We start from the raw sequence: 25,170 nt of genomic DNA, 5'->3' as shown, positions 1-25,170 counted from the left end.
CAGCCGGTCACCGCGCGAGCGGGTGCCGCGGCGGCCCAGGTTTTCCTCAGGGCTCGGCCAACAGCAATTCGTCGAGCCCGGAGGCGAAGTCGTCGGCGAGATCCCACAGGTCGGGCAGCAACTCCGGGCACGAGATGAGCCCGACGTCGAGCTTGCCGTTCAGCGACATCACAGTGATGTTGAGGCCACAACCATGAAAGATCGGGCCGAGCGGATACATCGCCTTGACCTCGGAGCCCAGGAGATACAGCGGCCGCTGCGGCCCGGGCACGTTCGAGATCACCACGTTGTGCACGGGCCGGCTGCCCGTCAGCCGGGTGTTCGAGTAGACCCGCATCGCGATGCCGAACACCGCCGGCGCGGCGAACTGGGACCAGTCCTGCAGCAGCGTCGCCGCGATCGCGGAACTGTGCTCCTTGGCAACGGAATTCGCGTCGGCTATGGATCTGAGCCGGTCGGCGGGGTCGGCGATGTGGGTTTCCAGCCGGGAGAACATGCCCGACACCTGGTTGCGGCCCGCCCGGTCGGACTGCTCGCGCACCGACACCGGCACCATCGCCACGAGCGGCTCCTCGGGCAGCTCACCGCGGTCGAGCAGGAACTGGCGCAACACGCCCGCGCACAGCGCCATCACCACGTCGTTGACCTTGACGCCGAACCGGTTCTTGGCCGTTTTGATGTCTTCGAGATCCAGCTGCGTGTACGCGACGTTGCGGTGGCCGGTGACCGCGTCGTTGAACGCCGTCGGGGGCGCCTTGAACGGGCGTGTCATTGCCTGACCGGTGCGGGCCCGGCGCACGGTCTCCACCACGCTTGCCACGGTGGCCGGCAGCACGTTGGCCAGGTGCAGAGGCCGGGTGGCGAACCGCAGCAGGCCGGTCGCGGCGAGTTCGATCGGATTCACGCCGCCGACGCCCTCGACCGGGTCCGGGGGCGGGGCGTCGGGCTCGGTGCCGCACAGCACCGACATCAGGTTGGCGCCGCTGACCCCGTCGACGCCGGCGTGGTGCACCTTGGTCATCACGGCCAGCCGGCCGCCCTTGCCGGCGTCGGTGCCATCGACGCCCTCGATCACCCACGCCTCCCACAGCGGTCGACTGCGGTCGAGCTGAAGCGACGCGATGTGCCCGCAGATCTCGCTCAGCTCCCGGCGTCCGCCCGGCGCGGGCAGTCCGATGCGGTGCAGGTGCCGGTCGACGTCGAAGTCGTTGTCGTCCACCCACACCGGATGGTCGAGGTTGAACGGGCTGTCGGCGAGCTTCTCGCGGAACGTCGGCATTCCCTTGATGCGCAACGACAGTTCGTCTTTGAAGCGGTCGAAGGTGTACCCGCCCGGCATCGTCGAGGTGTCGAGCTCCAGAATCGAGCACACGTGCAGCGGCTGCTTGGCCGTTTCGAGGTACAGGAAGCTGGCGTCGAGTCCGCTGAGCCGTTGCATGTGGCCGATCGTAGGTCCGCCAACCGGACACTGTGAGGAAGTCCACTTCAACCGCGCGTTCATTCTCTTGTCCGGGGATGGCAGACTGAACCCGTCAGACGAGCCCGGGGACCCGCAATGGGCCACGAGGATCGACCCGACGACCCACGAGGGACAACGATGTCTGAGCAGAGTGTCTACGGCGCTGCAACCGCTGCGGACAAACCGCGCACCAAGATCCGCACGCATCACCTGCAGAGGATGAAAGCCGAGGGCCACAAGTGGGCGATGCTCACGGTCTACGACTACTCGACGGCGAAGGTCTTCGACGACGCCGGAATTCCAGTTCTGCTGGTCGGTGATTCGGCCGCGAACGTGGTGTACGGCTACGACACCACCGTGCCGATCTCGATCGACGAGCTGATCCCGCTGGTGCGCGGCGTCGTGCGCGGCGCACCGCACGCGCTGGTGGTCGCCGACCTGCCGTTCGGTAGTTACGAGGCCGGGCCCGCACAGGCGCTGGCCACCGCGACGCGGTTCCTGAAGGAGACCGGCGCGCACGCGGTCAAGCTCGAGGGCGGCGAGCGTGTCGCCGCGCAGATCGCCGCGCTGACCTCCGCCGGCATCCCGGTCATGGCACACATCGGCTTCACCCCGCAGAGCGTGAACACTCTCGGCGGCTTCCGGGTGCAGGGCCGCGGCGACGCCGCCGAGCAGACCATCGCCGACGCGATCGCGGTCGCCGAGGCCGGCGCGTTCGCGGTCGTGATGGAGATGGTGCCCGCCGAACTGGCCACCCAGATCACCGGCAAGCTGACGATCCCGACCGTCGGGATCGGCGCGGGGCCCAACTGCGACGCGCAGGTGCTGGTGTGGCAGGACATGGCTGGGCTCACCGGCGGCAAGACCGCGCGTTTCGTCAAGCGCTTCGGTGATGTGGCAGGCGAATTGCGCCGCGCTGCAACGCAATATGCCGACGAGGTGGCCAGCGGCGTGTTCCCCGCCGACGAGCACAGCTTCTAGCCGGCGACCGGACCGACCGGGGCCGCCCCCAACCGCTCGGCGGTTGACCTGCGCACCCGCGCGAAGTCCCCGGACCAGCCCAGCACCCGCAACGCTCCGTCGGCGATCACCCACGGCTGATCGGGCGCGCAGCCGCCGTCGTCGGAGCGGCGGTTGATGATGGACTCGACCAGCCGGAACGGCAGGTCGTCGGCTTCGGCCGGTCCGCCGCTCTGGGCGATCACCCCGGCCGACAGCTGCCGGTAAAGCCGGCGCAGTTCCTCGCGGCGCAACCGGAACATCTCGAACCGCTCGACACGCAGCTCGGGCAGCAGATACAGCGCGCCGAGGTTCCACGGGCCGGCGCACAGCTGGGTCGCGTCCCCGACCACCAGCGCGTGCAGCCGCGGCGCATAGGGGCCCGACTCGGCGAGCAAATCGGCGGCCAGCCGCAGCGCGTCGTCGACCGTGCCCGCCAACAGCGCATCGAGGATGTCGTCCTTGGTGGCGAAATGGTGGTACAGCGACGCCTGGCGCATGCCGACCGCGTCCGCTATCCGCCGCGTCGACGTGCCCGCGTAGCCAAGGCTGCTGAACAGCTCGGCGGCAGCGTCGAGGATCTCGTCGCGCGCCGTCTTCCCGGGCCGCCGGGACTGCTCCAGCCTGGGCCTCCCCCGCCCGTCGGTGCGCATGCCACATTGTTGCACCCGGTAGCGGCGGGCCAGCCGAAATGCCATGATTTCTATCATGTGATAGAAATGGACTCAACCCAGTCGTTACAGCCCTGGAACCATCGGTCCGTCGCACTCGACAAGGAGACCGAGATGAGCACCGCATCCACCGCCGGCGCCCGCTCACACGCCCGCGCGCAGGCCGGGCACGCGACGATGCGGGTACCGGCCACCCCGCCGGACGTCGACCCGTCGCGGCTGACCTGGGCGGAATCCGTGCCGGCCAACGGCTACACCACGAAGGTGCTCGGCCGCGGCAGCCGGCTGCGGCTGGCCGATCCGGACGGCGGCGCCTGCGCGCACGTGCTGCTGTATCGCGCCGAGGCGCCATGGGAAAGGCTGAACGTGGCTGACACCATGAAGGTGCCGTGGCAGGCCTACCTCGGGCCGGGCCACCCGCTGCTCTCCGACCAGGGCCGCGTGCTGGCCACGGTGGCCGGCGACTCCTCGGGCCGGCACGACACGTTGTGCGGCCCCGGCAACGAGGGGCGCGCGCTGATGGTGCTCGGCGCGCTCAAACACGGCCTCGACGTGCGTGACGTCGCGCCGTCGGTGTCGTTCTTCGCCGGTGTGCGGGTGGAGCCCGACGGCCGGCTGGCGTTCACCGGCACCGCGGGCCCGGGCACGGCAGTCGACCTGCTCATCCACCTGCCGGTGGTGGTGCTCGTGGTCAACGCCGCGCATCCGCTGGACCCGGTCGCACGGCTCACCGATCTCGACGTGCTGGCCTGGCGGGCCGGCGAGGAGCTCGCGACCCCGCTCAACGACGACCCGGAATACCTGCGAGCGCTGTTGCACACCGAGGCGGCGTGGCGCGCCGCGTCGAACCGCGGGGCCGCCGAATGACCACCGCGACAACGCAAATCATCACCGACGAGGTTGTGCCCGCGTGCTCGCCCTGGTCGAAGGTCGTGCACGCCGGCGAGCGGTTGCAGATCATCGACCTGCACGGCAACCAGGCCGTCGACTGCCTGCTCTACGCCGCCGGCGACCACCTGCAGCGTTACAGCGCGCAAGCCACGATCGCGGCGCAACGCAACATCTTCCTGACCACCGGTTCGGTGCTGCGGGCCGCCGACGGCAGCCCGCTGATGAGCGTGGTCGCCGACGACGTCGGCAACCACGACACCATCGCCGGCGCCTGCTCGCAGGAGTCCAACACGCTGCGCTACGGCCACCACACGGCCCACCAGCACGCCTGTGCCGAGAACTTCCTCGCCGAGGGCGCCAGGTGGGGGCTGGGCAAGCGGGACCTGGTCTCGAACATCAACTGGTTCATGAACGTTCCGATCGAGGCCGACGGCACCCTCGGGATCGTCGACGGGCTCTCGGCGCCGGGCAAGTCGGTGACGCTGCGGGCCGAGATCGACACGCTCGTGCTGGTGTCGAACTGCCCGCAGATCAACAACCCGTGCAACGGCTTCGACCCGACACCGGTGCGCATGGTCGTGTCGAGACAATGACGACACCGACCGTCGGCGGCCGAGCGGCTCCAGCGATCGAGGTGCTCCGGGGGGGCCTGCTCACCACGGTGCAGGACTGGCCGGGCCGGATCGGCTACTGGCACGTCGGGGTGCCGCCTTCGGGACCGATGGACGACCTGTCGTTCCGGATCGGCAACCGCGTGGTCGGCAACGCCGAAGGGGCGGCCGGCCTCGAATGCACCAAATCCGGCCCGGCGCTGCGCTTTCCGAACGGCGCACTCGTCTGTGTGACCGGTGCCCCGGCGCCGGTGGCCCTCGACGGCACGCAGGTGCCGCGGTGGCAGGCGCTGGAAGTCGCGCCCGGCGCGGTGCTCGACGTCGGCGCGTTGCACGGCCCGGGGATGCGATGCTACGTGCTGGTCGCGGGCGGACTGACCGAACCCGAGTGTCTGGGCAGTGCCGCGACGTTCACCCTCGGGGCGTTCGGCGGCCACCACGGCCGCGCGCTGCGCGCCGGCGACGTGCTGGCAATCGGGGATTCGGGCCACCGCCCGGGCGCAGCCAACTCGCGCGCGTCGATGGAGGAGCAACCCAGCATCGGCACCCGGTGGGAGGTCGCGGTCACCGAAGGACCGCACGGGGCACCGGAGTTCCTGACCCGCTCCGACTTCGACACCCTCATCGGCACCGACTACACCGTGCACTTCAACTCCGACCGCACCGGCATCCGCCTGGAAGGACCCAAGCCGCACTGGGCGCGCAGCGACGGCGGCGAAGCAGGCCTGCACCCGTCGAACATTCACGACACCGCATACTGCGTCGGCGCGCTCGACTTCACCGGGGACACCCCGATCCTGCTGGGCCCGGACGGGCCGAGCCTGGGCGGGTTCGTCTGCCCGGTCACCGTCGTCGAGGGCGACCGCTGGAAGCTGGGCCAGATGGCCCCCGGCGACGCGGTGCGGTTCGTGCCGGTGCGGGCCGACCGCGCCCCGTCGCTGCGCTCACTCGATCTGCGGCGACGCGCGTCGTTGCCGCTGGTGATCTCGCGCTCCGGCGACGGCGACGACGGTTTACTGACCCGCTACGCCGCCGACGACGGCACCGAAGTGACGTTCCGGCGCGCCGGCGACGGCGGCGTGCTCGTCGAATACGGTCCGATGGCACTGGATTTGGCGATGCGGGCGCGGGTGCATGTGCTCTACGAGCATCTGCGTGCCCGTGCCGTGCCCGGTGTGCTCGAGCTGACTCCCGGCGTGCGTTCGCTGCAGGTGCAGTTTGCGCCCGAAACGCTGTCGTGCGCCGAGGTGACCGACCTGCTCGCCCGCGTCGACGGCGAACTGCCCGCCTCGCGCGAGCTCGTCGTGTCAAGCCGGTCGGTGCGGCTGCCGCTGTCGTGGGACGATCCCGCGACCCACGAGGCCGTCCAGCGCTACATGCACGGTGTGCGGGCCGACGCGCCGTGGTGCCCGTGGAACATCGAGTTCATCCGGCGCATCAACGGCCTCGACGACGTCGCGCGGGTCTATGACACCGTGTTCGACGCGCAGTACCTGGTGCTCGGACTCGGCGATGTGTATCTGGGTGCCCCGGTGGCCACTCCCCTGGATCCGCGCCACCGGCTGGTGACGACGAAGTACAACCCGGCGCGCACCTGGACACCCGAGAACGCGGTCGGTATCGGCGGTGCCTACCTGTGCGTCTACGGGATGGAGGGCCCCGGCGGCTACCAGCTCGTCGGGCGCACCACCCAGGTCTGGAACCATCGGCATCCACGCCAGGCCGGCTCGTTCGAGCCCGGAACGCCGTGGCTGCTGCGGTATTTCGACCGCATCAGCTTCTTCGGTGTCACCGCGGCCGAGCTGCTCGAGCTGCGCGCCGAGATGGCCGCCGGCCGCGGGCAGGTGGACATCACCCACGGCCGGTTCTCGCTCGCCGACTACCGGAGGTTCCTGGCGTCGAGCGCGGCGAGCATCGCCGCCTTCCAGCGGCGGCAGGCGGCCGCGTTCACCGCCGAACGCCGGGCGTGGGACATGGCCGGTGAGTTCGCCGAGCCGCGGGCGTCCTGACCCTCACCGCAGGCCACCAGGAATCTGTTCATCTTCGTGTGGCAACCTGTCCATCCATTGTTCACAATCAGCGCAGCCATCCGAAGGGAAAATGACGTCCGCCATGGGGAAATCGCCAGACCAGGGCCGGGGTTCCAGCACCTCCAGGCACCTGGAGGTGGAGAAGAAGTTCGAGGTCGACGAGTCCACTGTCTCGCCGTCATTCGACGGGCTCGCCGCCGTCGCGCGGGTTGAACGGTCACCGTCGCAGACCCTTGACGCCGTGTACTTCGACACTCCCGGCCGCGATCTGGCCGCGCACCGGATCACGCTCCGGCGCCGAACCGGCGGTGCGGACGCCGGGTGGCACCTCAAGCTGCCGGCGGGCCCCAGCGCCCGCACCGAGGTCCGCGCACCGTTGACCGACGGCGACGACGTGCCCGACGACCTGCGCGACGTGGTGCTGGCCATCGTGCGCGACCGGCCGCTGGAACCGGTCGCGCGGATCACCACGAACCGCTTGGTCGACCACCTCTACGGCGCCGACGGCACGGCGCTGGCCGAGTTCGCCGACGACCATGTCGCGGCGCGGGCCCAGGGCCACGACGACGAACAGCATTGGCGCGAGTGGGAACTCGAGCTCGCTGAGGACGCGGTCGCCGACGGGCAGGCCGACGACGAGCTGCTGGAACGGCTGACCAACCGGCTGCGCGACGCCGGCGCGCAACCGGCCGGGCACGCGTCCAAGCTGGCGCGGGTGCTCGACGGCGCGGCCACGGGGCCGGCGACCCGTGCGCGGTCAACCGATCCGGTGCACCGGGCAGTGGCCGACGAGATCGAGAACCTGCTGGTCTGGGACCGCGCGGTGCGCGACGACGTCGACGACAGCGTGCACCAGATGCGGGTCACCACCCGCAAGATTCGCAGCCTACTACAGGCGTCGGGGGCGGCGTTCGGGCTGTCCGACGACGCATGGATCCTCGACGAGCTGCGCCAACTGGCCAGCGTGCTGGGCCTCGCCCGCGACGCCGAGGTGCTGGCCGAGCGCTACGAGAACGCTCTCGACGAGCTGCCGCGCGAGCTGGTGCGCGGACCCGTGCGCGAACGCCTGGTGGAGGGCGCCCGCCGCCGCTATCGGTCAGGCTTGCGAAAGTCGTTGGCTGCCATGCGATCCGTCCGTTACTTCCGACTGCTCGACGCACTCGAGGGACTCGTCGCCGCGGAACCGCCGCGACCCGAGCCCGGCGAGGAGCACTCGACCGGGGCGACCATCGACACCGCGTACAGGCGGGTGCGCAAGCGCGCCAAGGCCACCGCGAAGGCCGAGGCCGAGCACCGCGACGAGGCCCTGCACCGAATCCGCAAGGCCGCGAAGAAATTGCGTTACACCGCAGCCGCGACGGGCGAGAAAAAGATCGCCGACGCGGCGAAGAACATCCAGTCGCTGCTCGGCGACCATCAGGACAGCGTGGTCAGCCGCACCCACCTGACCCGGCAGGCCGAGGTTGCGCACGCCGCCGGGGAGGACACGTTCACCTACGGCCTGTTGCACGAGCGCGAGCACGAGCTGGCCCGCCGCAGCCGGGAACAGCTCGGCCGCGCGCTCAAGGCGCTGGACAAGGCGGTGCGCAAGGCACGGTAGCGGGCGGGCGAGTTGGCCTGTAAGCCGGATTCTGTCCCGCGCCGCAGCGGTCAGCCACGGCGGCGCGGCGGCGACCATCCATCTGGGCACACCGTCGCCGGGTGCCTCAAGCGGCCTACCCGCAGGCTCGGGCGAGCAACCCTCGAACGCCTGCGCAGCCGCACCAGGTACGGCCTTTTGGCCTTGCTTCGGGTGGGGTTTGCCGAGCCATTCCGGTCACCCGGAATGCTGGTGCGCTCTTACCGCACCGTTTCACCCTTACCACCCTCACGGGTGGCGGTCTGTTTTCTGTGGCACTGTCCCGCGAGTCACCTCGGATTGCCGTTAGCAATCACCCTGCTCTGTGAAGTCCGGACTTTCCTCGTATCACCCCGCGGTGATCCGCGGTCGCCCGGCCAACTCGTCCGCATGTATCAACGTACTGCCCCGGGCATGTCTTCCGCGAGCAGGCGATACTTGGGCCATGGCGCAGGTTCCCGCGGCCCGCTATCTGCTCCGGGCGAAGGACTTCGTCGACGCCCGCTACGCCGAACCGATCACGGTGGCCGACCTCGCGGCCGCGGCAGGGCTGTCCCGGGCACATTTCAGCCGGATGTTCACCCGCACGTTCGGCGAATCGCCCCACGCCTACCTGCAGTCCAGGCGGCTGGAGCGGGCGGCGGCCCTGCTGCGCTACACCGACCGGTCGGTGGCCGACATCTGTGTGATGGTGGGGCTGCAGAGCGTCGGCTCGTTCACCACCAGCTTCACCCGCGTGTTCGGCAAACCGCCGGCCGCGTATCGCGCGAGCATGCCGCCGGCAGCCGTCTACGCCCGGGTGCCGAGCTGCATCCTGCAACGGGACACCCGCCCCGCGCCCGACAGCCGAATCGGCAAGACAGCACACGGGGAGAAGACGGGCGACGGCGACCGCCCGTAGCGTCGGGGCCATGTTGAAAATCGCCAGCGCCCAGGTATGGGTACACGACCAAGACGTTGCATTGAAGTTCTGGACCGAGAAGGTCGGCATGGAAGTGCGCGAAGACGTTTCGCTCCCCGAGTTGGGCAACTTCCGGTGGCTGACCCTCGGACCACCCGGCCAGGACGACGTTTCCATCGTGCTGATGGCCGTGCCGGGTCCCCCGATCATGGACGACGCCACCCGCACACAAGTGCTCGACGTGGTGGCCAAGGGTTTCGCCGGCACGGTGTTCCTGACCACCGAGGACTGCCAGGCCACCTACGAGGAGCTGTCGGCGCGCGGGCTCGAGTTCACCGAACCGCCCCACCAGATGCCGTACGGCATCGACTCGGGGTTTCGCGATCCGTCGGGCAACAGCGTGCGGCTCACGCAGCCGATCGACCTGACGACTGCCGGCCGGTAATCCCGCGTCGTTCTGGCGGGTGAGCAGCCCCGATCCGGTCTCGAATCGGCTGCGACTGGATAAGCTTCGCCTGGGAGGAAGGAGGTGAGGTGATGGCTGCCCGAACCGATGTCGGTGTCGATGATGCCGCTGCCGATGTCGAGTATCCGATCGGCCGCGGGACATTACCGGTCAAAGACGTGGGCCGGCTGTTGCTTCGGTGCGCCGATCGACCCGGGCTGGTGGCGGCGGTCAGCACTTTCCTGGCCCGCGCGGGCGCCAACATCGTGTCGCTTGACCAACATTCGACGCAGCAAACCGGCGGGATGTTCATGCAGCGCACCATTTTTCATCTCCCCGGGTTGGCCGCCGCCCGAGATGCGTTAGAGCACGAATTCGGTGAGCAGGTCGCCGCGCCCTTCGGCATGGACTTCCGGCTGACAGAGGCCGCCAAGCCGAAACGGGTTGCCAATGGCGTCGACCGAAGACCACTGCCTGCTCGATCTGCTGTGGCGCAACCGTCGAGGTGAATTGGACATGTCGGTGGTGATGGTGATCTCCAACCACCCCGACCTGGCCGATGCGGTACGCCCCTTCGGTGTGCCGTTCCTCCACGTCCCGGCACGCAAGGACATCCGGGGCGAAGCCGAACAACGCCAGCTTGACCTCCTGCGCGAAAACGTCGACCTGGTGGTGCTGGCCCGCTACATGCAGATCCTGACGCCGCATTTCCTCGACGAGGTGGGCTGCCCGCTGATCAACATCCACCACTCGTTCCTGCCGGCCTTCGTCGGTGCGGCGCCCTATCGTCGGGCCAAGGAGCGTGGCGTCAAACTCGTTGGTGCAACCGGTCATTACGTGACCGAAGATCTCGATGACGGACCGATCATCGAGCAGGACGTCGTACGGGTCGACCACCGGCACAGCGTTGACGACCTCGCGCGCCTGGGCGCCGATGTCGAGCGCGCGGTGTTGTCACGGGCCGTGCTGTGGCACTGCGAAGACCGTGTCATCCGATACGGCAACCAGACCATCGTTTTCTGACCTGGCGTGTGCATCGATCGAGATGACGACTACGCCCCCGCGGCGGTGACCACCGCGTCGGTGGCGAAACCGAGCACCAGGCCGGCGAAGATGCACCAGCTGGTCAGCGCCTTCAGGTCGGCCTTGCGGGCCACGGCAAGCAGTTCGATCACGACGTAGGGTGATGTCCGCCGCGCGGCGCAGCGCCGCATACACCGAGACGCCGTGGACGACGGGCAATAGGGCGGTCAACCACGTCATGGTGTCGGGCGCCGGACGGATCGTCACCCTGCGCTCGGTCTCCGCGTTGGCCGCCTGGTCCACCCACCGCCTGCGGGTCGAGACGGTACGCGATGGCCTTGGCGGCGGCGGCCAGCCGGGCGTCGCCCACGCCCTCCAGCGACGCCGGGTCGCCGCACAGTTCGGCGTCCAGGGCGCGCCGGTCCCCGACACCGAGGCACGCCCGCACGATCAGCGTCGCCCGCCACTCCGACAGCAGGCCCGCCGCCAAGGCGGCCAGCGTGTGGGGCATCTCGTACACCAGCGCCTTGGCGAACCCCAGGTGGCGGTTCCCGCGGGCCGGCGAGTCGCGCCTGGCCAGCGCGACCTCGCCGGCCACGCTCCTGCCGCGCTTTCCGGCCGGCACACCGGCTTCGGCCTCGGCTGTCCTGCGTCGCGCGTCGAGCGCGGCCGCCGCCCTGGCCTGCCCGGCGGCGGCCGCGGATTTCAGCCGCTCCAAGTCCGCGATCCGGGCGATCAGCACCGCCTCGTCGGCCTGAGGGTCGATCGACGCCACATCGAAATCGAACATACCTTCGATAGTAATGACGAACTCCGACATTGATGACGTTCGAGCGGCCCGGTGAGGACGGTCTGGCCAGTCTGCTGCCGGTGGTGACTCTGCGCTCCGACTGACGCCCTGCTGGACTGTCCTTCACTTCATCAAGTAGGCAGAAACCATGCACCACGACGTCGACCTGACCGATCTCGACCGCTTCGCCGAGGGCTTCCCGTACCACGTCTTCGACGCGCTGCGACGCGAGTCGCCGGTCTGGTTCCACCCGCCTACCGTCCATTCGCCCGGGGGCGAAGGTTTCTGGGTGATCAGCAGGTACGCCGACATCGTCGACGCGGCCGCCGACGCGGAGACGTTCTCGTCGGAAACGGGCGGCGCGCGCGAAGGTGGCGGCACCACCCTCGAGGACATGCCCGCCGGCGCCCTGGTCGGCGTCCTGCTGAACATGATGGACGACCCGCGTCACGCCCGGTTCCGCCGCCTGCTGGCGCCGAGCGTGGCGCCACGAGTGCTGCAACGCATCGAAGAGGATCTCAGGCAGCGGGCGGGCGGCATCGTCGAGGCCGCACTCGCCAAGCGGGATTGCGACTTCCTGGTCGACGTGGCCGCCGAACTGCCGCTGCAGGCGGTCGCACAACTGGCCGGCGTGCCCCAGCAGGACAGGCACGAGTTGATGAACTGGGCCAACGTCACGCTCGACTACGAAGATCGTGAGGTCGGCGAAACCACCGAACGCCTTGCCCAGGCGTCGGCCAGGATGTTCGAGTACGGTTCGAACTTGCTGCAGCACAAGCGAACCCATCCCGGCGAAGATCTGCTGTCGGTCGTCACCCATGCGCGCATCGACGGCAAGCCGCTGACCGAGGGCGAACAGCGGATGTTCTTCAGCCTCATCATCGCCGCCGGCAGCGAGACGACCCGCAATTCCATCGCGGTCGGGATGTTGGCGATGATGCAGCACCCCGACGGATGGGATCGGCTCGGCGCCGACCGCTCGGGGCTGCCGACCGCGGTCGAGGAGATGCTGCGGTGGGCGTCGTCGACCCCCTACAACCGCCGCACCGCGACCCGCGACGTCGTTTTCGGCGGCCAGGCGATCAAAGCCGGCGACAAGGTGACGCTGTGGTGGGCGTCCGCCAACCGGGACGAATCGGTGTTCAACGACCCATACGCGTTCAACATCACGCGAAACCCGAACCCGCACCTGGCGTTCGGACGCGGCGGCCACTTCTGCCTCGGCGCCGCGGTGGCCCGGATGGAGATGAGCGTGATGTTCGACGCGCTGCTCGACCGCGTCGCCGGCGCCACGCTGAGGGGGCCGGTCGAATACGTCCGCAGCAACAAGCACGCCGGCGTCCGCCACATGCCCGTGCAGCTCGAACCGCGGGATCAGAGATAGGCGGTCTGGTTGACGAGCCGCACCGACGACGCCCCGTCCGGGTAGAACTCGGCGATGCTCAGCGAGGCCAGGTCCAAGTGAAGCCGATACAAAATGCCCGGTCCGGCGTCGAGCGCCAGCCGCAGGACCGTCTTGATCGGGGTCACGTGCGACACCACCAGGACCGTCTCGCCGCCGTGCTCCGCGACGATCCGATTGCATGCGCGTCGAACCCGGTTCTGCACGCTGTCGAAGCTCTCCCCCTCCGGAGGGGCGATGCTGGTGTCCCGCAGCCATTTCCGGTGCAGGTCGGGGTCGCGGGCGGCGGCCTCGGCGAAGGTCAGACCCTCCCAGGCGCCGAAGTCGGTTTCGATCAGGTCGTCGTCGAGCACGACGTCCACACCCAGCGCCTTGGCCGCCGCGGCGGCGGTGTCGTGGGCACGCTGCAGCGGTGACGTGACGACCGCCGCGATGCCACCACCACGGCCGAGGTACTCGGCGGCGGCGTCGGCCTGCCGCCTGCCGAGGTCGGTCAGCGCGGGGTTGCCACGCCCGGAATAGCGCCGCTCCAACGACAATTCGGTCTGGCCGTGCCGCAGCAGCAGAAGCCGTGCCGGCGCTCCGCGGGCTCCGGTCCAGCCCGCGGGCGACGAGTGCGAGGGCGCGGGCGGATCTTCGGTTGCCGCGGCCGCGTCCATCGCCTCGTTGGCCAGCCGATCGGCGTGCGCATTCTGGCTACGCGGAATCCAGCGGTAGCTCACCCGGTCGAACGTCGCGGCGAGCGACTGCGCCTGGCGGTGCAGTTCGGCGATCTCGGGGTGCTTGACCCTCCACCGGCCCGACATCTGCTCGACCACCAGCTTGGAGTCCAGCGCCACGTCGACCTCGGTGGCGCCGAGGTTCGCCGCCTCGGCGAGACCGGCGATCAGCCCGCGGTATTCGGCGACATTGTTGGTGGACCGGCCGATCGCCTGCTTGCTCTCGGCCAGCACCTGGCTGTGGTCCGCCAACCACACCACCGACCCGTATCCCGCCGGCCCCGGGTTGCCGCGCGACCCGCCGTCGGCCTCGACGATCACCTTCACCGGTCAGACCCCTTGACGCGCAACAGGATCGTGTTGCACTCCGGGCAGCGCAGCACTTCGTCCTCGGCTGCCGCGGAGATGCGCGCCAGCTCCCCGCGGTCGAGTTCGATGCGGCAGGCGCCGCAGCGGCGCCCCTGAAGCACCCCGGCGCCGATGCCGGCCGCGGCACGCTGGCGCTCGTAGAGTGCGACGAGGTCGCCGTCCAGTCCGGACACGAGCTGCTCGCGCCGCTCGGTGCGCTCGCGCTGAACCTCGTCGATGTCGGCGAGCGCCTCGTCGAGGCCGCGCTGGGCGGCGGCGAGATCGCTCTCGAGGTCGTCGATCGCGCCCAGCTCACGGGACTGGTCCGCCTGCAGCTGCTCGCGCCGCTCCATCACCTCCAGCAGCGAATCTTCAAGGCTCGCCTGGCGACGTTGCAGCGTCTCGAGCTCATGCTGCAGTTCGGAGAGCTGCTTGGCGTTCGGGGTACCGGAGCTCAGCAGCGACCGGTCCCGGTCCTCGCGCTGACGCACCGGGTCGATCTCGGCCTCGAACCGGGAAACCTGCTCCTCGATGTCCTCGAGCGCGAGCCGCACCACGGCCAGCCGGTCGTTCGCGGCGCGGTGGTCGGCCTGCACCCGCTCGTAGCGCGACCGCTCGGCCAGGTGCGAGCGGCGATGGGCGATGCGGCCCAGCTCGGCGTCGAGCCCGACCAGATCGGCAAGCGAACGCTGTTGATCGACTGCAGCTTTCATTACTCCACGTCCTCGACGTTCCACGGGTCGGTGCGGATGGTGGATACCCGCACCGGAAGCGACGGCCCGAAATGCCGCGTGAGCACGCCGGCCGCCTGCGCGCACCACGGGAATTCACTGGCCCAGTGCGCGACGTCGACGAGCGCGACGTCGGAGACGCGGCGATGCTCGTCGGCCGGGTGGTGGCGCAGATCCGCGGTGACATAGACGTCGACGCCGGCGGCCGCCACCTCGGCGAGCAGCGAGTCCCCCGCACCGCCGCACAACGCCACACGCGACACCGGCGCATTCGGATCACCCGCCGCGCGCACCCCCCACGACGTTTCCGGGAGCGCCCGGGCGACGCGGGACACGAACGCGCGCAACGTAATCGGCGACGCCAATGCGCCCGTTCGCCCCAACCCGACATTGCCGGGAAGCGCTGCGAGCGCGAACACGTCGAAAGCCGGCTCCTCGTAGGGATGGGCGGCGCGCAACGCCGCGAGAACCGCCGCACGCGACGACGCGGGTGCGATGACCTCCACGCGGTGCTCGGTGACGCGCTCCATCGTGCCGACGGCGCCGATCGCCGGGTTGGCGCCCTCGTGGGCAAGGAACTGACCGGTGCCCGTCACGCTCCAGCTGCAGTGGGAGTAGTCGCCGACATGTCCCGCGCCCGCCTCGAACATCGCGTCGCGCACCGCGTCCGCGTTGACGGGCGGCACGAACACCACCCACTTGTCCATCGCGGCCGCGGACGCAGGCGCCAGCACCGCGTCCACCTGAACACCGATCGCGTCAGCCAACGCATCCGACACCCCCGGCGACGCCGAGTCGGCATTGGTGTGCGCGGTGAACAGCGCACGCCCGGAGCGGATAAGGTCGTGCACCAGGGCCCCTTTCGGGGAGCTGGCCGCAACCGCGGTCACGCCGCGCAGCAGCAACGGATGATGCGCGAGAAGCAGCCCGCCCCCCGGCACCTCGGCGGCCACCGCCGCGGTGGCGTCGACGGCCACCGTCACCGCACTCACGGCGTCGCCGGGATCACCGCACACCAAACCGACCGCATCCCATGACTGCGCAAGCCGCGGCGGATAGGCCGCGTCGAGCACGTCGATGACGTCGCCCAGGCGCACGCTCACCCCGACACCTCGCTGAGCGCGTCGACGAGCATCGGCCACTCCGGGCGCACCGCTGCGCGCAGGTACTGCCCGTCGAGCCCGACGAACGTGTCGCACCGGCGTACCGCGATGCCGCGCGCGTCGAGGTGCTTTCGCGCCAGCTGCGCATCGGGGACCGCGAACAGCACAAAGGGGCCCCGGCCGTCGACCACCGGGAAGCCGTGCCCGGCCAGCGCCGCCACCATCTCGGTGCGCATCGCGGCCAGCCGGCGCGCCCCGGCCGCCGCCTCCTCAACGGCCTCCGGCGCGCAACACGCCGTCAGCGCCTCGAGCTGCAACGTGCCCACCGGCCAGTGGGGCCGCGCCACGGCGATCCGGCGCAACAACGCCGGCGCGCCAAGCGCGTACCCGACCCGCAACCCGGCGAGCGACCACGTCTTGGTCAGGCTCCGCAGCACCAGCACATCCGGCAGCGACTCCCCCGCCAGCGACTCCGGCTCACCGGGGACAGCGTCCGCGAACGCCTCGTCGACGACCACGATGCGGCCCGGACGCCGCAGTCGCAGGATGTGCTCGCGCGCGTGCAGGACAGACGTCGGATTGGTCGGGTTCCCGACGACCACGAGATCGGCCTCGCCGGGCACGTGTACGTTTCTCATCCCGAACGGCGGCGGGGTCACCACGTGACGCACCGGGATCCCGGCAACCGTCAGCAGCGCCTCCGGTTCGGTGAAGCCGGGTGCGATCACCGCCGCAAGCCGGGGACGCAGATGAGGCAGCAGCGCGAACCCTTCGGCCGCGCCGGCCAGGGGCAACACCTCGTCGGGGCGCCGGCCGTGCCTGGCCGCTACGGCGGCCCTGGCCGCCCGGTCGTCGCTTTCGCCGGGGTAACGGGCCAGCTCGGACAGCCGCCCGGACAACCGCTCCACCAGCCACGACGGCGGCGCATCGTGGCGGACGTTGACGGCGAAGTCGAGCATGCCCGGCGCAGCGGCCTGGTCGCCGTGATAGCGCGCCGCCGCACGCCGACTCGACCAGCTCACAAAGCAAACAGTAGTGCGAGGGACAATGGACGTGTGACTCCCCGCCCGCAGCTGGTGATCTTCGACCTGGACGGAACGCTGACCGACTCGGCCCGCGGCATCGTGTCCACCTTCCGGCATGCGCTGAACCAGGTGGGCGCGCCGGTACCCGACGATCCGGACCTGGCCGCACGGGTGGTCGGGCCGCCGATGCATCAGACGCTGCGGGCGATGGGGCTCGGCGAGGCGGCCGACGACGCGATCGCCGCCTACCGCGCCGACTACACCACCCGAGGGTGGGTGCTCAACGAGGTGTTCGACGAGATTCCCGAACTGCTGGCGGATCTGCGCGCCGCCGGTGTGCGGCTGGCCGTCGCGACGTCGAAGGCCGAGCCGACCGCCCGGCGGATCCTCGCGCACTTCGGGCTGGACGGCCACTTCGAGGTGATCGCCGGCGCCAGCCCCGACGGCGTCCGCTCCACCAAGGCCGACGTGGTCGCCCACGCCCTGGCCCAGCTCGACCCCGTGCCCGAGCATGTGCTGATGGTCGGCGACCGCGTGCACGACGTACACGGGGCATCCCACCACGGCATCGACACCGTCGTCGTCGACTGGGGTTACGGCCGGCGCGACTTCGACGACCCCGCGAACGACGAAGCGGTCAAACACGTCCCGACCGTCGCCGCACTGCGTGAGGTGCTCGGTGTCTGAGCGGCTGCACGTCACCTTCGTGTGCACCGGCAACATCTGCCGGTCGCCGATGGCCGAGAAGATGTTCGCCCATCAGCTCAGGGAACGCGGGCTGGGCGGCCACGTCCGGGTCACCAGCGCCGGAACCGGACCCTGGCACATCGGGTGCGAGGTCGACGAGCGTGCCGGCCGGGCGCTGCGGGCCCACGGCTACCCCACCGCGCACTGCGCGGCGCAGCTCGACGACGACCACCTGGCGGCCGACCTGATGGTCGCGCTGGGCCGCAACCACGCGCGCATGCTGAACGAGATGGGCGTGGCGGCCAACCGGATCCGGCTGTTGCGGTCGTTCGACCCTCGCGCAGGGGCTCACGCCCCCGACGTCGAGGACCCCTACTACGGTGCGCACGCCGACTTCGAGGAGACGTTCTACGTCATCGAGGCGTCGCTGCCCGGCCTTCACGACTGGGTCGACGAGCAGCTCGCCGACCGCGGCCTCGCCAGCTGATGCGACGCTGGGCCTTCCTGCTGCGGCCGGGCTGGCTGGCGCTGGCGCTGGTCGTCGTCGCGTTCGCCTACCTGTGCTTCACCGTGCTCGCGCCATGGCAGCTGGGCAAGAACACCCGCACATCGCGCGCGAACGACGAGATCGCCCATTCGCTGACCGCCGACCCGGTGCCGTTGACTTCGGTTCTGGCGCAGCGCGGCTCGGACAACGAGTGGCAGCGGGTGACGGCCGGGGGTCACTACCGGGCCGGCGAGCAGGTGCTGGCGCGGCTGAGGGTGGTCGACGGCCAGCCGGCGTTCGAGGTGCTCGCGCCGTTCGCCGTCGACGGCGGTCCGACCATCCTCGTCGACCGCGGCTACGTTCGGCCGCGGGAGGGATCGCGGGTGCCGTCCTTCCCGCCACCGCCGGGCGGTCCCGTCACGATCACCGCGCGAATCCGCAACTCCGAACCGCGCGCGGTCGGCAAGGACCCGGTGCGCCTCGACGGCTCGGAGCAGGTGTACTCGATCAACACGCAGCAGGTCGGTCAGCTCACCGGCACACAGTTGGCCGAGCCGTATCTGCAACTGGTGGAAACCCAGCCCGGCGGGCTCGGGGTCGTCCCGCTGCCCCACCTCGACGCCGGGCCGTACCTGTCGTACGGCATCCAGTGGATCGCGTTCGGCATCGTCGCGCCGATCCTGTTGGGTTACTTCATCTATGCGGAAATCCGCGAGCGCCGCCGCGAGAAACCCGCCGCGGAGCCGGCCGCCGCGCCCGCCACGACCGCCGAGAAGCTGGCCGACCGCTACGGACGGCGGCGCTGAGCGCCGCCAGGCCCACCGCCAGCACCGCCGCCGCGACCTGGACAGCGCGCGACAGCCGCACCGCCCGCCTCAGATCGCCGACGTCCGGCGGCGGCCCGTCGCCCAGCAGCGGGCGCATCTGAAGGCCGTGCGCGTACCGCGTCGGGCCCCCCAGACCGACGCCGAGTGCGCCGGCAAACGCCGATTCGACGACGCCGGCGTTCGGGCTGGGGTGTCGTGCGGCGTCGCGCAGCCACACGCGGATCGCCGCGGCGGGTGAGCCGCCGACGGCCGGAGCGCACAGCGCGGCCAGCGCGGCGGTGACCCGCGCGGGCACGAAGTTCGCGGCGTCGTCCAAACGTGCCGCGGCCCAGCCGAAGTTGCGGTACCGAGGCGAGCGGTACCCGATCATGGCGTCCAGTGTGTTGATCCCCCGGTACACCAGCACGGCGGGCACCCCGCCCAGGGCCGCCCACAGCAGCGGGGCGACGTGCGCGTCGGAGGTGTTCTCCGCGATCGATTCCAGCGAGGCGCGGGTCAGCCCGGCGGCGTCGAGGACGTCGGGGTCGCGCCCGCACAGCGACGGCAGCAATCGCCTGGCGCCGGCCACGTCGCCGCGGCTCAACGACCCCGCCATCGCGTTGCCGGCGCGGATCAGCGAGGTTCCGCCCAGCGCGGCCCACGTCGCCACCGCCAGTGCGGCCGTGCCCATGGTTGCGACGCTCCCCACGGCCAGTAGCCCGAGCAGAACACCGGTGTGAAGCGCGCCGGCCCCCCGCGCATCGCGGTAGGTGACCCGCTCCAGGGCCGCCGCGGCAGCCCCGAACACCGCGACCGGGTGCCCCCTGCGGGGGTCGGCGACCACCAGGTCGGCGCAGTAGCCGGCCGCGACGGCCGCCGCCGGTGAGCGGGTTCTGCGCGCAAACACGTCGGCAGCTTCTCACATCGTGGTCTACTGCAGCCATGGCGCGCCGCCCGCACCGAGTCGCCGACCTGCTCAACCCGGCGGCCGCGTTGCTGCCCGCGGCGAACGTGATCATGCAGTTGTCCTCACCCGGCGTCGGGTACGGCGTGCTGGAAAGCCGCGTCGACAGCGGCAACGTCTACAAGCACCCTTTCAAGAGGGCCCGCACCACCGGCACCTACCTCGCGGCCGCCACGGTCGGCACCGACGAAGACCGCGCACTGATCCGCGCGGCGGTCGACACCGTCCACGCGCAGGTGCGGTCAACCGCGCAAAGCCCGTTGCGCTACACCGCATTCGACCCGAAGCTGCAGCTGTGGGTCGCCGCGTGCCTGTACCGCTACTACGTCGACCAGCGCGAGTTCCTCTACGGCCCGCTCGATGACGCGGCCGCGGACGCGGTCTACCGGGACGCCAAGCGGCTGGCCACCACGTTGCAGGTGCCCGCGAGCATGTGGCCGCCCGACCGACTCGCATACGACGAATACTGGAAACGCTCCCTGGACGAGCTGCGGATCGACCCGCCGGTGCGCGAACACCTCTACGGGGTAGCCAGTCTGGCGTTCTTGCCGTGGCCGTTGCGCGCCTTGGCCGGTCCACTGAACCTGTTCGCCACGACCGGCTTCTTGCCCGCCGAGTTCCGTGCTCTGATGAACCTGCCGTGGACGCAGCGCCAACAGCGCAGATTCGAGTGGTTGTTGGCGGGTCTGCGGCTGGCCGACCGGGTGATCCCGCAACGGTTGTGGATCTTCGGGTACCGGGCGTACCTGTGGGACATGCGTGCACGCGCCCGCCGCGGCAGACGGATCGTCTAGGAAATCACCGCTGTGACAGAGGAATCGCCCATGCAGTCGTTTCCCGGCCTCACCCATGTCGCTCTCACCGTGCGCGACATCACCGTGAGCCAACCCTGGTATCAGCGACTGATCGGGGCGGACCCCGTCCTCGACGAAGACACCGCCGCCGGATATCACCACGTCGTGTGGCTGCTGGACAACGGCACCCTGCTGGGCATCCACCAACACGAGCGGCCGGCACCGGACGAGAAATTCAGTGAGTTCCGGGTCGGCCTCGACCACGTCGGCCTCGGGTGTGCCGACCGCGCCGAATTGCAGAAGTGGGTGAGCCGGCTAAACGAGCTCGGCATCCCGCACGGCGGCATCGTGGACGCGGGCTACGGCTCGGGCCTGAGTTTCCGCGACCCGGACGGTATCGTGCTGGAGTTCTTCGCCCCGCCGCAACGCGGCTAGCGGCCCGACCGAAGCGCGCGGCGGGCCTCTGGCCAGAACGGCAGCCCCGCGAAGAACGTTCCGCCGGCGGCGATCACGGTGATCGCGACGTCGACACTCTTGCGGCCGTCCGAGGCCCAGTAGACATCCTTGAGATCGAGCAGCAGCGCCAGCTCGTCGACGACAAGCGCATTCGCCGACCCGTAGGCCAGGGCGGTGGCCGGATGGCGCCGATGCCTCTCGGTGCCGCGAAGGCCGACCGCTCCGATCGCCGAGAGCGTGGCGATCCCGATGTTGTAATGGTGGAAGTGACGGCCGCCAAAGCTGATGCCGCCGCCCTTCGGGCCATGGCCGCCCCGGATCCAGTGCGTGAGCAGCCGCAGCCCACCGAACGTCGCGGTGAATGCGGCCCACGACATCACCGCGGACTGCTCGGTCGGATCGAGTCGCTCGCCCCATTGCTTGCGCAGCCGCGACCATCGGGTCGCCGGCTCGCGTTGCATCGCCTCACGGTAACGATCGGCGCGTCGACCGATCCCCTGAATCGCGCAGTCTGTGAACCGGCTGTGTCGCGCGGGGCCGGTCAGCCCGCGAAGCGCGTTCCAAACGGGCCCAGACGCCATCGGGTGGCCGGGGGCGCGGTGGTTTGCCCACCGCCCGAACGGATGTGGTGCATGAGTCGGGCCCCTTCGGGACCGTAGACGCCACGGTCGTCGCCCTGCATCACCCAGTTGTGCTGCTGGTCCGCCCGGGCCGCGATCTCCGCGTTTCGGTGCGCCAGCGCGTCCGCACGCTTGCGGTTCTCCCTCATGACTGCGCAACTGCTGGGCGTCGCCTGGATCGCGACCATCTGCGCCGCAATCGCCCTCGCTTGACGTGCCGGGGGCCGGTCTGTTCCCCCGGCACCTCAAAACCTAGGCCGTCACGCCACCCGACGAGAGGCGGTGCGCAGCGAAGTCCGCGGCCTGGCCGGTCATGCCGTTCACCGCATAGAGAACGTGCGCGTTGTTGTCGTTGCCGTCCGGCGAGCAGACCGGGTCGTGGGGAATGCACTCGTCGATGGTCTTGGCCGTGTACAGGTGGCCGATGGTGATCGGCGGCGCGTTGGTGTCGATCCTGTTCAAGAACCCGTTCGATGGCTTTCCGAAGAGGGCCACCGCCGCGACGTGGTTAGCCACATCGGGCGACATCGGGCCGGTGATGCCCGCCGGCGGAACGAAGCCGGCAGGGATCGCGTCCGCGGTGATGTAAGCGATCACGGCCGCCCCCTGGGAGTATCCGCCAAGCACCATCTTCGTGTTCGGACAGCTCGTGGCGATGTCGCGGACCTTATTGCTGGCGTCGATGACACCGTCGGCGGCGGTTGGGAAATCCAGAGAGGCCGGGTAATTCACCGGATACACGTCGACCGATTTCCCGCCGACCTTCGAGCGCAGCGAATCAGCGAACGCCTCTCCTGTCGCGCCGACACCGGGTGGCTCGAACGTGCCGCGTGCGAACACCACCTCGACGTCGGGGCAAGGAGCAGCGGACGCGGAAGGACTGACAACGGGTGCGATCAGCAGCGCCGAAGCCGTCGCCACCGCAGCACCGAACAAACGAGCGATCCGGCGTGCGCTCACGGCATCCAGCAGCTGGCGCGCCCGCCGGGCTTGATTCGATCCCATCACGTTCATCTCGACCACACACCACCTCACACAGTTCCCAGACCTCGCGTCCTCCGAGGACGACGTCTGATTTCCCCGGAGTGCGCCCGGCCAAACAGGGTTCACATCATTGGTACGTGGTGGATATTTTGTCATCCGCAAGTAACGTCGCCCAAGTCCCTGGCCGCCCGATGTCGGGCCCTCTCGGTTGTCGCCGGCGTGGCCAATCCTGCGCAGCCTCCGGGGGTCGTGAGCAAACATGAAAACTGCGGTTCAACTACGCAGACGCTTCCGCAGATCCGGTGGGCCTGAAAATGGCTCTACATGCAAAAAACATCACAGTGATTCACACTCAAGCACACTGTTTCGTGGGCAAGAGTGGCCAAAATGTGGGCACGGCCGAGCCGAGTTTTACTCGCCGGCCCGTGTTGGCTCGCCGGTCGAGCAAAGTGCCGCGGCAGCTAACATGATCACCACCTACCCCACCAGGTTCCCCACGGTATGGCCACGCCAACTAGGGCGTGTCTGACAAAGAGTTCGGGGGTTTATGGTTGAGCCTGGGCGTATGTCGCGGTACCGGTTGTTGTCTGATGGTCAGTGGTCGTTGATCGAGGATTTGTTGCCGTGCCGGACGGGTAAGCGTGGCAGGCCGTTTCGTGATGCCCGTCAGATGATCGAGGGCATCGTGTATCGGTATCGGTGTGGGATCGCCTGGCGGGATGTGCCCGCGGTGTTTGGGCCGTGGCAGACGATTTGGACCTGGCATCGGCGGATGAGTGCTGATGGCACCTGGGATCGGGTGCTGGCACGGTTGCTGGCCGTCGCTGATGCGGCCGGTGCGATCAATTGGGTGGTGTCGGTGGATTCCACGATTGCCCGCGCCCATCAGCACGCGACGAACGCCACCCGCCACACGGGGGGCTGGGTCGAATTACACGAATCTGCTGGTCGAGCCGCCTGATCACGGTGTGGGCCGCTCGCGTGGCGGGTTAAGCACCAAGATCCATCACCTCGTTGATGGGGCCGGGCGGCCGCTGGTGGCGCTGCTCAGCGCCGGGCAGGCCAACGACGCGCCGATCTTTGCGCAGTTGATGGCCCACCTGTGGGTCGGCCGCCTCGGCGCAGGCGCGCCGCGCACCCGCCCGGACCGCGTGCGCGCCGACAAGGCCTACTCCTCGCGCGCCATTCGCACCGAGCTGCGGCGCCGCGGAATCGGCGCGGTCATCGCCGAACCCGCAGACCAGACAGCCCACCGGCGGCGCCGCGGCTCACGCGGCCGACGACCACCACGATTCGACGTCGAGGACTACCGGCACCGCAACGTCATTGAACGCGGCTTCAACATGCTAAAGCAATGGCGCGGACTCGCCACCCGCTACGACAAACTCGCCATCGTCTACCGCGCGGCCGTCGTGCTACACGCCGTCATTGCCTGGACCGAGCATCTGTCAGACACGCGCTAACCCCGTGCCTGGTCGACCACCGCGCGTATCGCATTCGCGACCAGTTGGGGCTGCTCGACGTTGATTCCGTGTCCGCTGTCGGTGCCGGTGATGTGCCGGGAGTGGAGTGCGCCAGCGAGGCGGTCTTGGGCCGCCAGCCACGCCGGCCAAGTCGATCCGCTGTTTCCCACCTGGAGGTCCCATGGCTTGTCCGCGGTAAGCACGGCGGCGGGTAGCGGGTGTGGCATCGCCGGGGCGGCTTGGATCTGCTCGACGCTGGACTCGTAATCGGGCACCTCCAGACCCTTCGACCGGTCCATCGAATCGATCTTGCGCATCCAGTCAAACCACTGGTCCGGTGTTAGCGTGTCCCGGAGGTACTCCGAAGCGCCGTCCACCATAACCAGGCCGGACACTTGTGGAAAATCGGTGCGCGCGAATAAAGCAACGATCATGGCGCCCCACGACGCCCCGACGAGCACGTAGGGGGCATGTTCGCCTGCCGCGGAAAGCACGGCTTGCAGGTCCCTGACGCCCGCCTGCGCCGTGGTGGGCTGTGGCACCAGGGTGGAGGGGCTCAGCTTGCCATCGTCGCGGGTGGTGCCGGGACGATCGTAAGCGCACACCCGCGTGAACGAGGCGACCGTGGGGAGTACCGCCGACTCGCTTGGCTTGGGACCGGCCGAAGAGTCGGCGGGGTCGACGACGTCTGTCCACTCGTCCGAGGCGCCTCCTGCCCCGGAAACGAGCACGACTGTTGGAGAACCGGATCCGCGGCATTCCAGATAGACACGGCGATCCCCGTCGATCGCTACCACTAGCTGGGACGCGCCGGAGGCGGCAGCACCGGTCGTCGAACTCGTAGCGCCGGAGGTCACGGCTGAACCCCCACAGGCGGCGAGCGCAAACGACGCGGCAACGGCACCGGCAAACGAACCACGGCGGCGGGCAGTGGCCCGCCGTACCAGGGTGCTGTGCCCTCTAAACACACTCCCCAGTATTCAGGTGACCGGGTCACAGCCCTTGTTGACCGTCTCTCTGAATGACGATCACGGGTTGGCCATTCTTCATTGAGGCTGCCGAGGTGGCGGTCGGTGTGGTAGCGGGGTTGATCTTGTTCGTGTGCACCGTCAGTGTGACGAGGAACTGATGGGTGCGCGGCAC

Annotated in this window: 25 protein-coding genes, 1 other RNA gene and 3 pseudogenes; 15 read left to right on the top strand and 14 right to left on the bottom strand. The window is 69.6% G+C overall.

Features of this window, described 5'->3' with window-relative positions; translation table 11 throughout:
• Positions 1–46 precede the first annotated feature (46 nt).
• A complete protein-coding gene (locus tag VKG81_RS13495; RefSeq protein ID WP_324396675.1) occupies positions 47–1,438 on the bottom strand; it encodes a wax ester/triacylglycerol synthase family O-acyltransferase in 1,392 nt (463 codons plus the stop codon).
• A gap of 159 nt (positions 1,439–1,597) precedes the next feature.
• On the opposite strand from VKG81_RS13495, the gene panB reads away from it, so the two are divergent.
• Positions 1,598–2,440 (top strand): 3-methyl-2-oxobutanoate hydroxymethyltransferase, encoded by an 843-nt coding sequence (gene panB, locus VKG81_RS13490; protein WP_324396673.1) that lies wholly within the window; start codon positions 1,598–1,600, stop codon positions 2,438–2,440.
• On the opposite strand, the gene VKG81_RS13485 is transcribed toward panB, so the two are convergent.
• On the bottom strand, positions 2,437–3,111 hold the full coding sequence (locus tag VKG81_RS13485; protein ID WP_324396709.1) for a helix-turn-helix domain-containing protein: 675 nt from the start codon (positions 3,109–3,111) through the stop codon (positions 2,437–2,439). The genes panB and VKG81_RS13485 overlap by 4 nt on opposite strands.
• Before the next feature lie 132 nt (positions 3,112–3,243).
• Here VKG81_RS13485 and VKG81_RS13480 point away from each other — a divergent pair, with 132 nt between their 5' ends.
• The 4 genes from VKG81_RS13480 (at position 3,244) to VKG81_RS13465 (ending at position 8,261) form a co-directional block, all read left to right on the top strand.
• Positions 3,244–3,996, top strand: coding sequence for a DUF1989 domain-containing protein (locus VKG81_RS13480; RefSeq protein ID WP_324396671.1), 753 nt, complete (start codon positions 3,244–3,246; stop codon positions 3,994–3,996).
• Entirely contained in the window at positions 3,993–4,613 is a 621-nt protein-coding gene (locus VKG81_RS13475; RefSeq protein WP_324396669.1) for an urea amidolyase associated protein UAAP2, read from the top strand. Before VKG81_RS13480 ends, VKG81_RS13475 begins: the two co-directional genes overlap by 4 nt.
• Entirely contained in the window at positions 4,610–6,640 is a 2,031-nt protein-coding gene (locus tag VKG81_RS13470) for a 5-oxoprolinase/urea amidolyase family protein (protein ID WP_324396668.1), read from the top strand. The genes VKG81_RS13475 and VKG81_RS13470 overlap by 4 nt, the downstream gene beginning before the upstream one ends.
• 103 nt (positions 6,641–6,743) lie before the next feature.
• Positions 6,744–8,261, top strand: coding sequence for a CYTH and CHAD domain-containing protein (locus VKG81_RS13465; RefSeq protein ID WP_324396666.1), 1,518 nt, complete (start codon positions 6,744–6,746; stop codon positions 8,259–8,261).
• A gap of 4 nt (positions 8,262–8,265) precedes the next feature.
• On the opposite strand, the gene rnpB is transcribed toward VKG81_RS13465, so the two are convergent.
• Positions 8,266–8,664: RNase P RNA component class A (gene rnpB / locus VKG81_RS13460), an RNA gene on the bottom strand.
• Between the two features lie 60 nt (positions 8,665–8,724).
• Here rnpB and VKG81_RS13455 point away from each other — a divergent pair.
• The 3 genes and pseudogenes from VKG81_RS13455 to purU all read left to right on the top strand — a co-directional run bounded on the left by VKG81_RS13455 (position 8,725) and on the right by purU (position 10,648).
• A complete protein-coding gene (locus tag VKG81_RS13455; protein WP_324396664.1) occupies positions 8,725–9,180 on the top strand; it encodes an AraC family transcriptional regulator in 456 nt (151 codons plus the stop codon).
• 10 nt (positions 9,181–9,190) lie between these two features.
• Positions 9,191–9,625 (top strand): VOC family protein, encoded by a 435-nt coding sequence (locus tag VKG81_RS13450; protein ID WP_324396663.1) that lies wholly within the window; start codon positions 9,191–9,193, stop codon positions 9,623–9,625.
• Positions 9,626–9,717: 92 nt separating this feature from the next.
• Positions 9,718–10,648, top strand: a pseudogene (gene purU, locus VKG81_RS13445) (formyltetrahydrofolate deformylase).
• A gap of 29 nt (positions 10,649–10,677) precedes the next feature.
• Here purU and VKG81_RS13440 read toward each other — a convergent pair.
• Both VKG81_RS13440 and VKG81_RS13435 read right to left on the bottom strand, forming a co-directional pair.
• A complete protein-coding gene (locus VKG81_RS13440; RefSeq protein ID WP_324396722.1) occupies positions 10,678–10,800 on the bottom strand; it encodes a hypothetical protein in 123 nt (40 codons plus the stop codon).
• Positions 10,742–11,438: pseudogene (locus VKG81_RS13435) on the bottom strand (DUF222 domain-containing protein); the annotation flags it as partial. The pseudogene VKG81_RS13435 and the gene VKG81_RS13440, both read right to left, overlap by 59 nt.
• Before the next feature lie 148 nt (positions 11,439–11,586).
• Between VKG81_RS13435 and VKG81_RS13430 the strand changes: the two are divergent.
• Positions 11,587–12,822, top strand: coding sequence for a cytochrome P450 (locus VKG81_RS13430; RefSeq protein WP_324396661.1), 1,236 nt, complete (start codon positions 11,587–11,589; stop codon positions 12,820–12,822).
• Here VKG81_RS13430 and VKG81_RS13425 read toward each other — a convergent pair.
• From VKG81_RS13425 to cobC, 4 genes are read right to left on the bottom strand one after another with little or no spacing between them, the layout of a single operon-like run.
• Positions 12,813–13,886: a bifunctional RNase H/acid phosphatase gene (locus VKG81_RS13425; protein ID WP_324396659.1), complete on the bottom strand. Its 1,074-nt coding sequence runs from the start codon at positions 13,884–13,886 to the stop codon at positions 12,813–12,815. The genes VKG81_RS13430 and VKG81_RS13425 overlap by 10 nt on opposite strands.
• Complete coding sequence (locus VKG81_RS13420; protein ID WP_324396657.1) at positions 13,883–14,620, bottom strand: zinc ribbon domain-containing protein; 738 nt, start codon at positions 14,618–14,620, stop codon at positions 13,883–13,885. The genes VKG81_RS13425 and VKG81_RS13420 overlap by 4 nt, the downstream gene beginning before the upstream one ends.
• Positions 14,620–15,741, bottom strand: coding sequence for a Nif3-like dinuclear metal center hexameric protein (locus VKG81_RS13415; protein WP_324396655.1), 1,122 nt, complete (start codon positions 15,739–15,741; stop codon positions 14,620–14,622). Before VKG81_RS13415 ends, VKG81_RS13420 begins: the two co-directional genes overlap by 1 nt.
• Positions 15,738–16,700, bottom strand: a complete 963-nt coding sequence (gene cobC, locus VKG81_RS13410) for an Rv2231c family pyridoxal phosphate-dependent protein CobC (RefSeq protein WP_414685270.1) — start codon at positions 16,698–16,700, stop codon at positions 15,738–15,740. The genes VKG81_RS13415 and cobC overlap by 4 nt, the downstream gene beginning before the upstream one ends.
• A 96-nt stretch (positions 16,701–16,796) precedes the next feature.
• On the opposite strand from cobC, the gene VKG81_RS13405 reads away from it, so the two are divergent.
• From VKG81_RS13405 to VKG81_RS13395, 3 genes are read left to right on the top strand one after another with little or no spacing between them, the layout of a single operon-like run.
• Complete coding sequence (locus tag VKG81_RS13405; RefSeq protein WP_324396651.1) at positions 16,797–17,453, top strand: HAD-IA family hydrolase; 657 nt, start codon at positions 16,797–16,799, stop codon at positions 17,451–17,453.
• On the top strand, positions 17,446–17,940 hold the full coding sequence (locus VKG81_RS13400; protein ID WP_324396649.1) for a low molecular weight protein-tyrosine-phosphatase: 495 nt from the start codon (positions 17,446–17,448) through the stop codon (positions 17,938–17,940). The genes VKG81_RS13405 and VKG81_RS13400 overlap by 8 nt, the downstream gene beginning before the upstream one ends.
• Entirely contained in the window at positions 17,940–18,746 is an 807-nt protein-coding gene (locus VKG81_RS13395; protein ID WP_324396647.1) for an SURF1 family protein, read from the top strand. The genes VKG81_RS13400 and VKG81_RS13395 overlap by 1 nt, the downstream gene beginning before the upstream one ends.
• Here VKG81_RS13395 and VKG81_RS13390 read toward each other — a convergent pair.
• Complete coding sequence (locus VKG81_RS13390; protein WP_324396645.1) at positions 18,634–19,653, bottom strand: cobalamin biosynthesis protein; 1,020 nt, start codon at positions 19,651–19,653, stop codon at positions 18,634–18,636. The two genes, VKG81_RS13395 and VKG81_RS13390, sit on opposite strands and share 113 nt — an antisense overlap.
• Before the next feature lie 35 nt (positions 19,654–19,688).
• Here VKG81_RS13390 and VKG81_RS13385 point away from each other — a divergent pair, with 35 nt between their 5' ends.
• Together VKG81_RS13385 and VKG81_RS13380 are read left to right on the top strand one after the other, a co-directional pair.
• Positions 19,689–20,504 carry an oxygenase MpaB family protein gene (locus VKG81_RS13385; RefSeq protein WP_324396643.1) on the top strand — a complete coding sequence of 272 codons (816 nt, stop codon included), beginning with the start codon at positions 19,689–19,691 and terminating at the stop codon, positions 20,502–20,504.
• A gap of 30 nt (positions 20,505–20,534) precedes the next feature.
• Entirely contained in the window at positions 20,535–20,939 is a 405-nt protein-coding gene (locus tag VKG81_RS13380; RefSeq protein ID WP_324396641.1) for a VOC family protein, read from the top strand.
• Here VKG81_RS13380 and VKG81_RS13375 read toward each other — a convergent pair.
• The 3 genes from VKG81_RS13375 to VKG81_RS13365 form a co-directional block, all read right to left on the bottom strand.
• Positions 20,936–21,421 carry a hypothetical protein gene (locus VKG81_RS13375; protein ID WP_324396639.1) on the bottom strand — a complete coding sequence of 162 codons (486 nt, stop codon included), beginning with the start codon at positions 21,419–21,421 and terminating at the stop codon, positions 20,936–20,938. The two genes, VKG81_RS13380 and VKG81_RS13375, sit on opposite strands and share 4 nt — an antisense overlap.
• Positions 21,422–21,501: 80 nt before the next feature.
• Complete coding sequence (locus VKG81_RS13370; protein ID WP_324396637.1) at positions 21,502–21,729, bottom strand: hypothetical protein; 228 nt, start codon at positions 21,727–21,729, stop codon at positions 21,502–21,504.
• 103 nt (positions 21,730–21,832) lie between these two features.
• The gene (locus VKG81_RS13365) at positions 21,833–22,585 is read right to left on the bottom strand and encodes a cutinase family protein (protein WP_324396635.1); all 753 of its coding nucleotides are present in this window, start codon (positions 22,583–22,585) and stop codon (positions 21,833–21,835) included.
• Positions 22,586–23,111: 526 nt separating this feature from the next.
• Here VKG81_RS13365 and VKG81_RS13360 point away from each other — a divergent pair.
• Positions 23,112–24,027: pseudogene (locus tag VKG81_RS13360) on the top strand (IS5 family transposase).
• Here the strand turns inward: VKG81_RS13360 and VKG81_RS13355 are convergent.
• Positions 24,024–24,758: an alpha/beta hydrolase gene (locus VKG81_RS13355; RefSeq protein ID WP_324396633.1), complete on the bottom strand. Its 735-nt coding sequence runs from the start codon at positions 24,756–24,758 to the stop codon at positions 24,024–24,026. The pseudogene VKG81_RS13360 and the gene VKG81_RS13355 sit on opposite strands and share 4 nt — an antisense overlap.
• Positions 24,759–25,170: the final 412 nt, after the last annotated feature.

It is taken from the genome of Mycobacterium sp. (assembly GCF_035314905.1).
Classification (GTDB): domain Bacteria; phylum Actinomycetota; class Actinomycetes; order Mycobacteriales; family Mycobacteriaceae; genus Mycobacterium.
The sequence above is the reverse complement of the archived record's forward strand: the minus strand, read 5'-3'. Positions and strand labels throughout refer to the sequence as shown.

Coding starts and splice junctions, on each gene's coding strand:
- VKG81_RS13380 (WP_324396641.1), top strand. CDS start 20,535: ATGCAGTCGTTTCCCGGCCTCACCCATGTCGCTCTCACCGTGCGCGAC.
- panB (WP_324396673.1), top strand. CDS start 1,598: ATGTCTGAGCAGAGTGTCTACGGCGCTGCAACCGCTGCGGACAAACCG.
- VKG81_RS13365 (WP_324396635.1), bottom strand. CDS start 22,585: ATGGGATCGAATCAAGCCCGGCGGGCGCGCCAGCTGCTGGATGCCGTG.
- VKG81_RS13385 (WP_324396643.1), top strand. CDS start 19,689: ATGGCGCGCCGCCCGCACCGAGTCGCCGACCTGCTCAACCCGGCGGCC.
- VKG81_RS13450 (WP_324396663.1), top strand. CDS start 9,191: ATGTTGAAAATCGCCAGCGCCCAGGTATGGGTACACGACCAAGACGTT.
- cobC (WP_414685270.1), bottom strand. CDS start 16,700: ATGCTCGACTTCGCCGTCAACGTCCGCCACGATGCGCCGCCGTCGTGG.
- VKG81_RS13420 (WP_324396657.1), bottom strand. CDS start 14,620: ATGAAAGCTGCAGTCGATCAACAGCGTTCGCTTGCCGATCTGGTCGGG.
- VKG81_RS13485 (WP_324396709.1), bottom strand. CDS start 3,111: ATGCGCACCGACGGGCGGGGGAGGCCCAGGCTGGAGCAGTCCCGGCGG.
- VKG81_RS13470 (WP_324396668.1), top strand. CDS start 4,610: ATGACGACACCGACCGTCGGCGGCCGAGCGGCTCCAGCGATCGAGGTG.
- VKG81_RS13375 (WP_324396639.1), bottom strand. CDS start 21,421: ATGCAACGCGAGCCGGCGACCCGATGGTCGCGGCTGCGCAAGCAATGG.
- VKG81_RS13395 (WP_324396647.1), top strand. CDS start 17,940: ATGCGACGCTGGGCCTTCCTGCTGCGGCCGGGCTGGCTGGCGCTGGCG.
- VKG81_RS13430 (WP_324396661.1), top strand. CDS start 11,587: ATGCACCACGACGTCGACCTGACCGATCTCGACCGCTTCGCCGAGGGC.
- VKG81_RS13475 (WP_324396669.1), top strand. CDS start 3,993: ATGACCACCGCGACAACGCAAATCATCACCGACGAGGTTGTGCCCGCG.
- VKG81_RS13455 (WP_324396664.1), top strand. CDS start 8,725: ATGGCGCAGGTTCCCGCGGCCCGCTATCTGCTCCGGGCGAAGGACTTC.
- VKG81_RS13370 (WP_324396637.1), bottom strand. CDS start 21,729: ATGAGGGAGAACCGCAAGCGTGCGGACGCGCTGGCGCACCGAAACGCG.
- VKG81_RS13480 (WP_324396671.1), top strand. CDS start 3,244: ATGAGCACCGCATCCACCGCCGGCGCCCGCTCACACGCCCGCGCGCAG.
- VKG81_RS13465 (WP_324396666.1), top strand. CDS start 6,744: ATGGGGAAATCGCCAGACCAGGGCCGGGGTTCCAGCACCTCCAGGCAC.
- VKG81_RS13495 (WP_324396675.1), bottom strand. CDS start 1,438: ATGCAACGGCTCAGCGGACTCGACGCCAGCTTCCTGTACCTCGAAACG.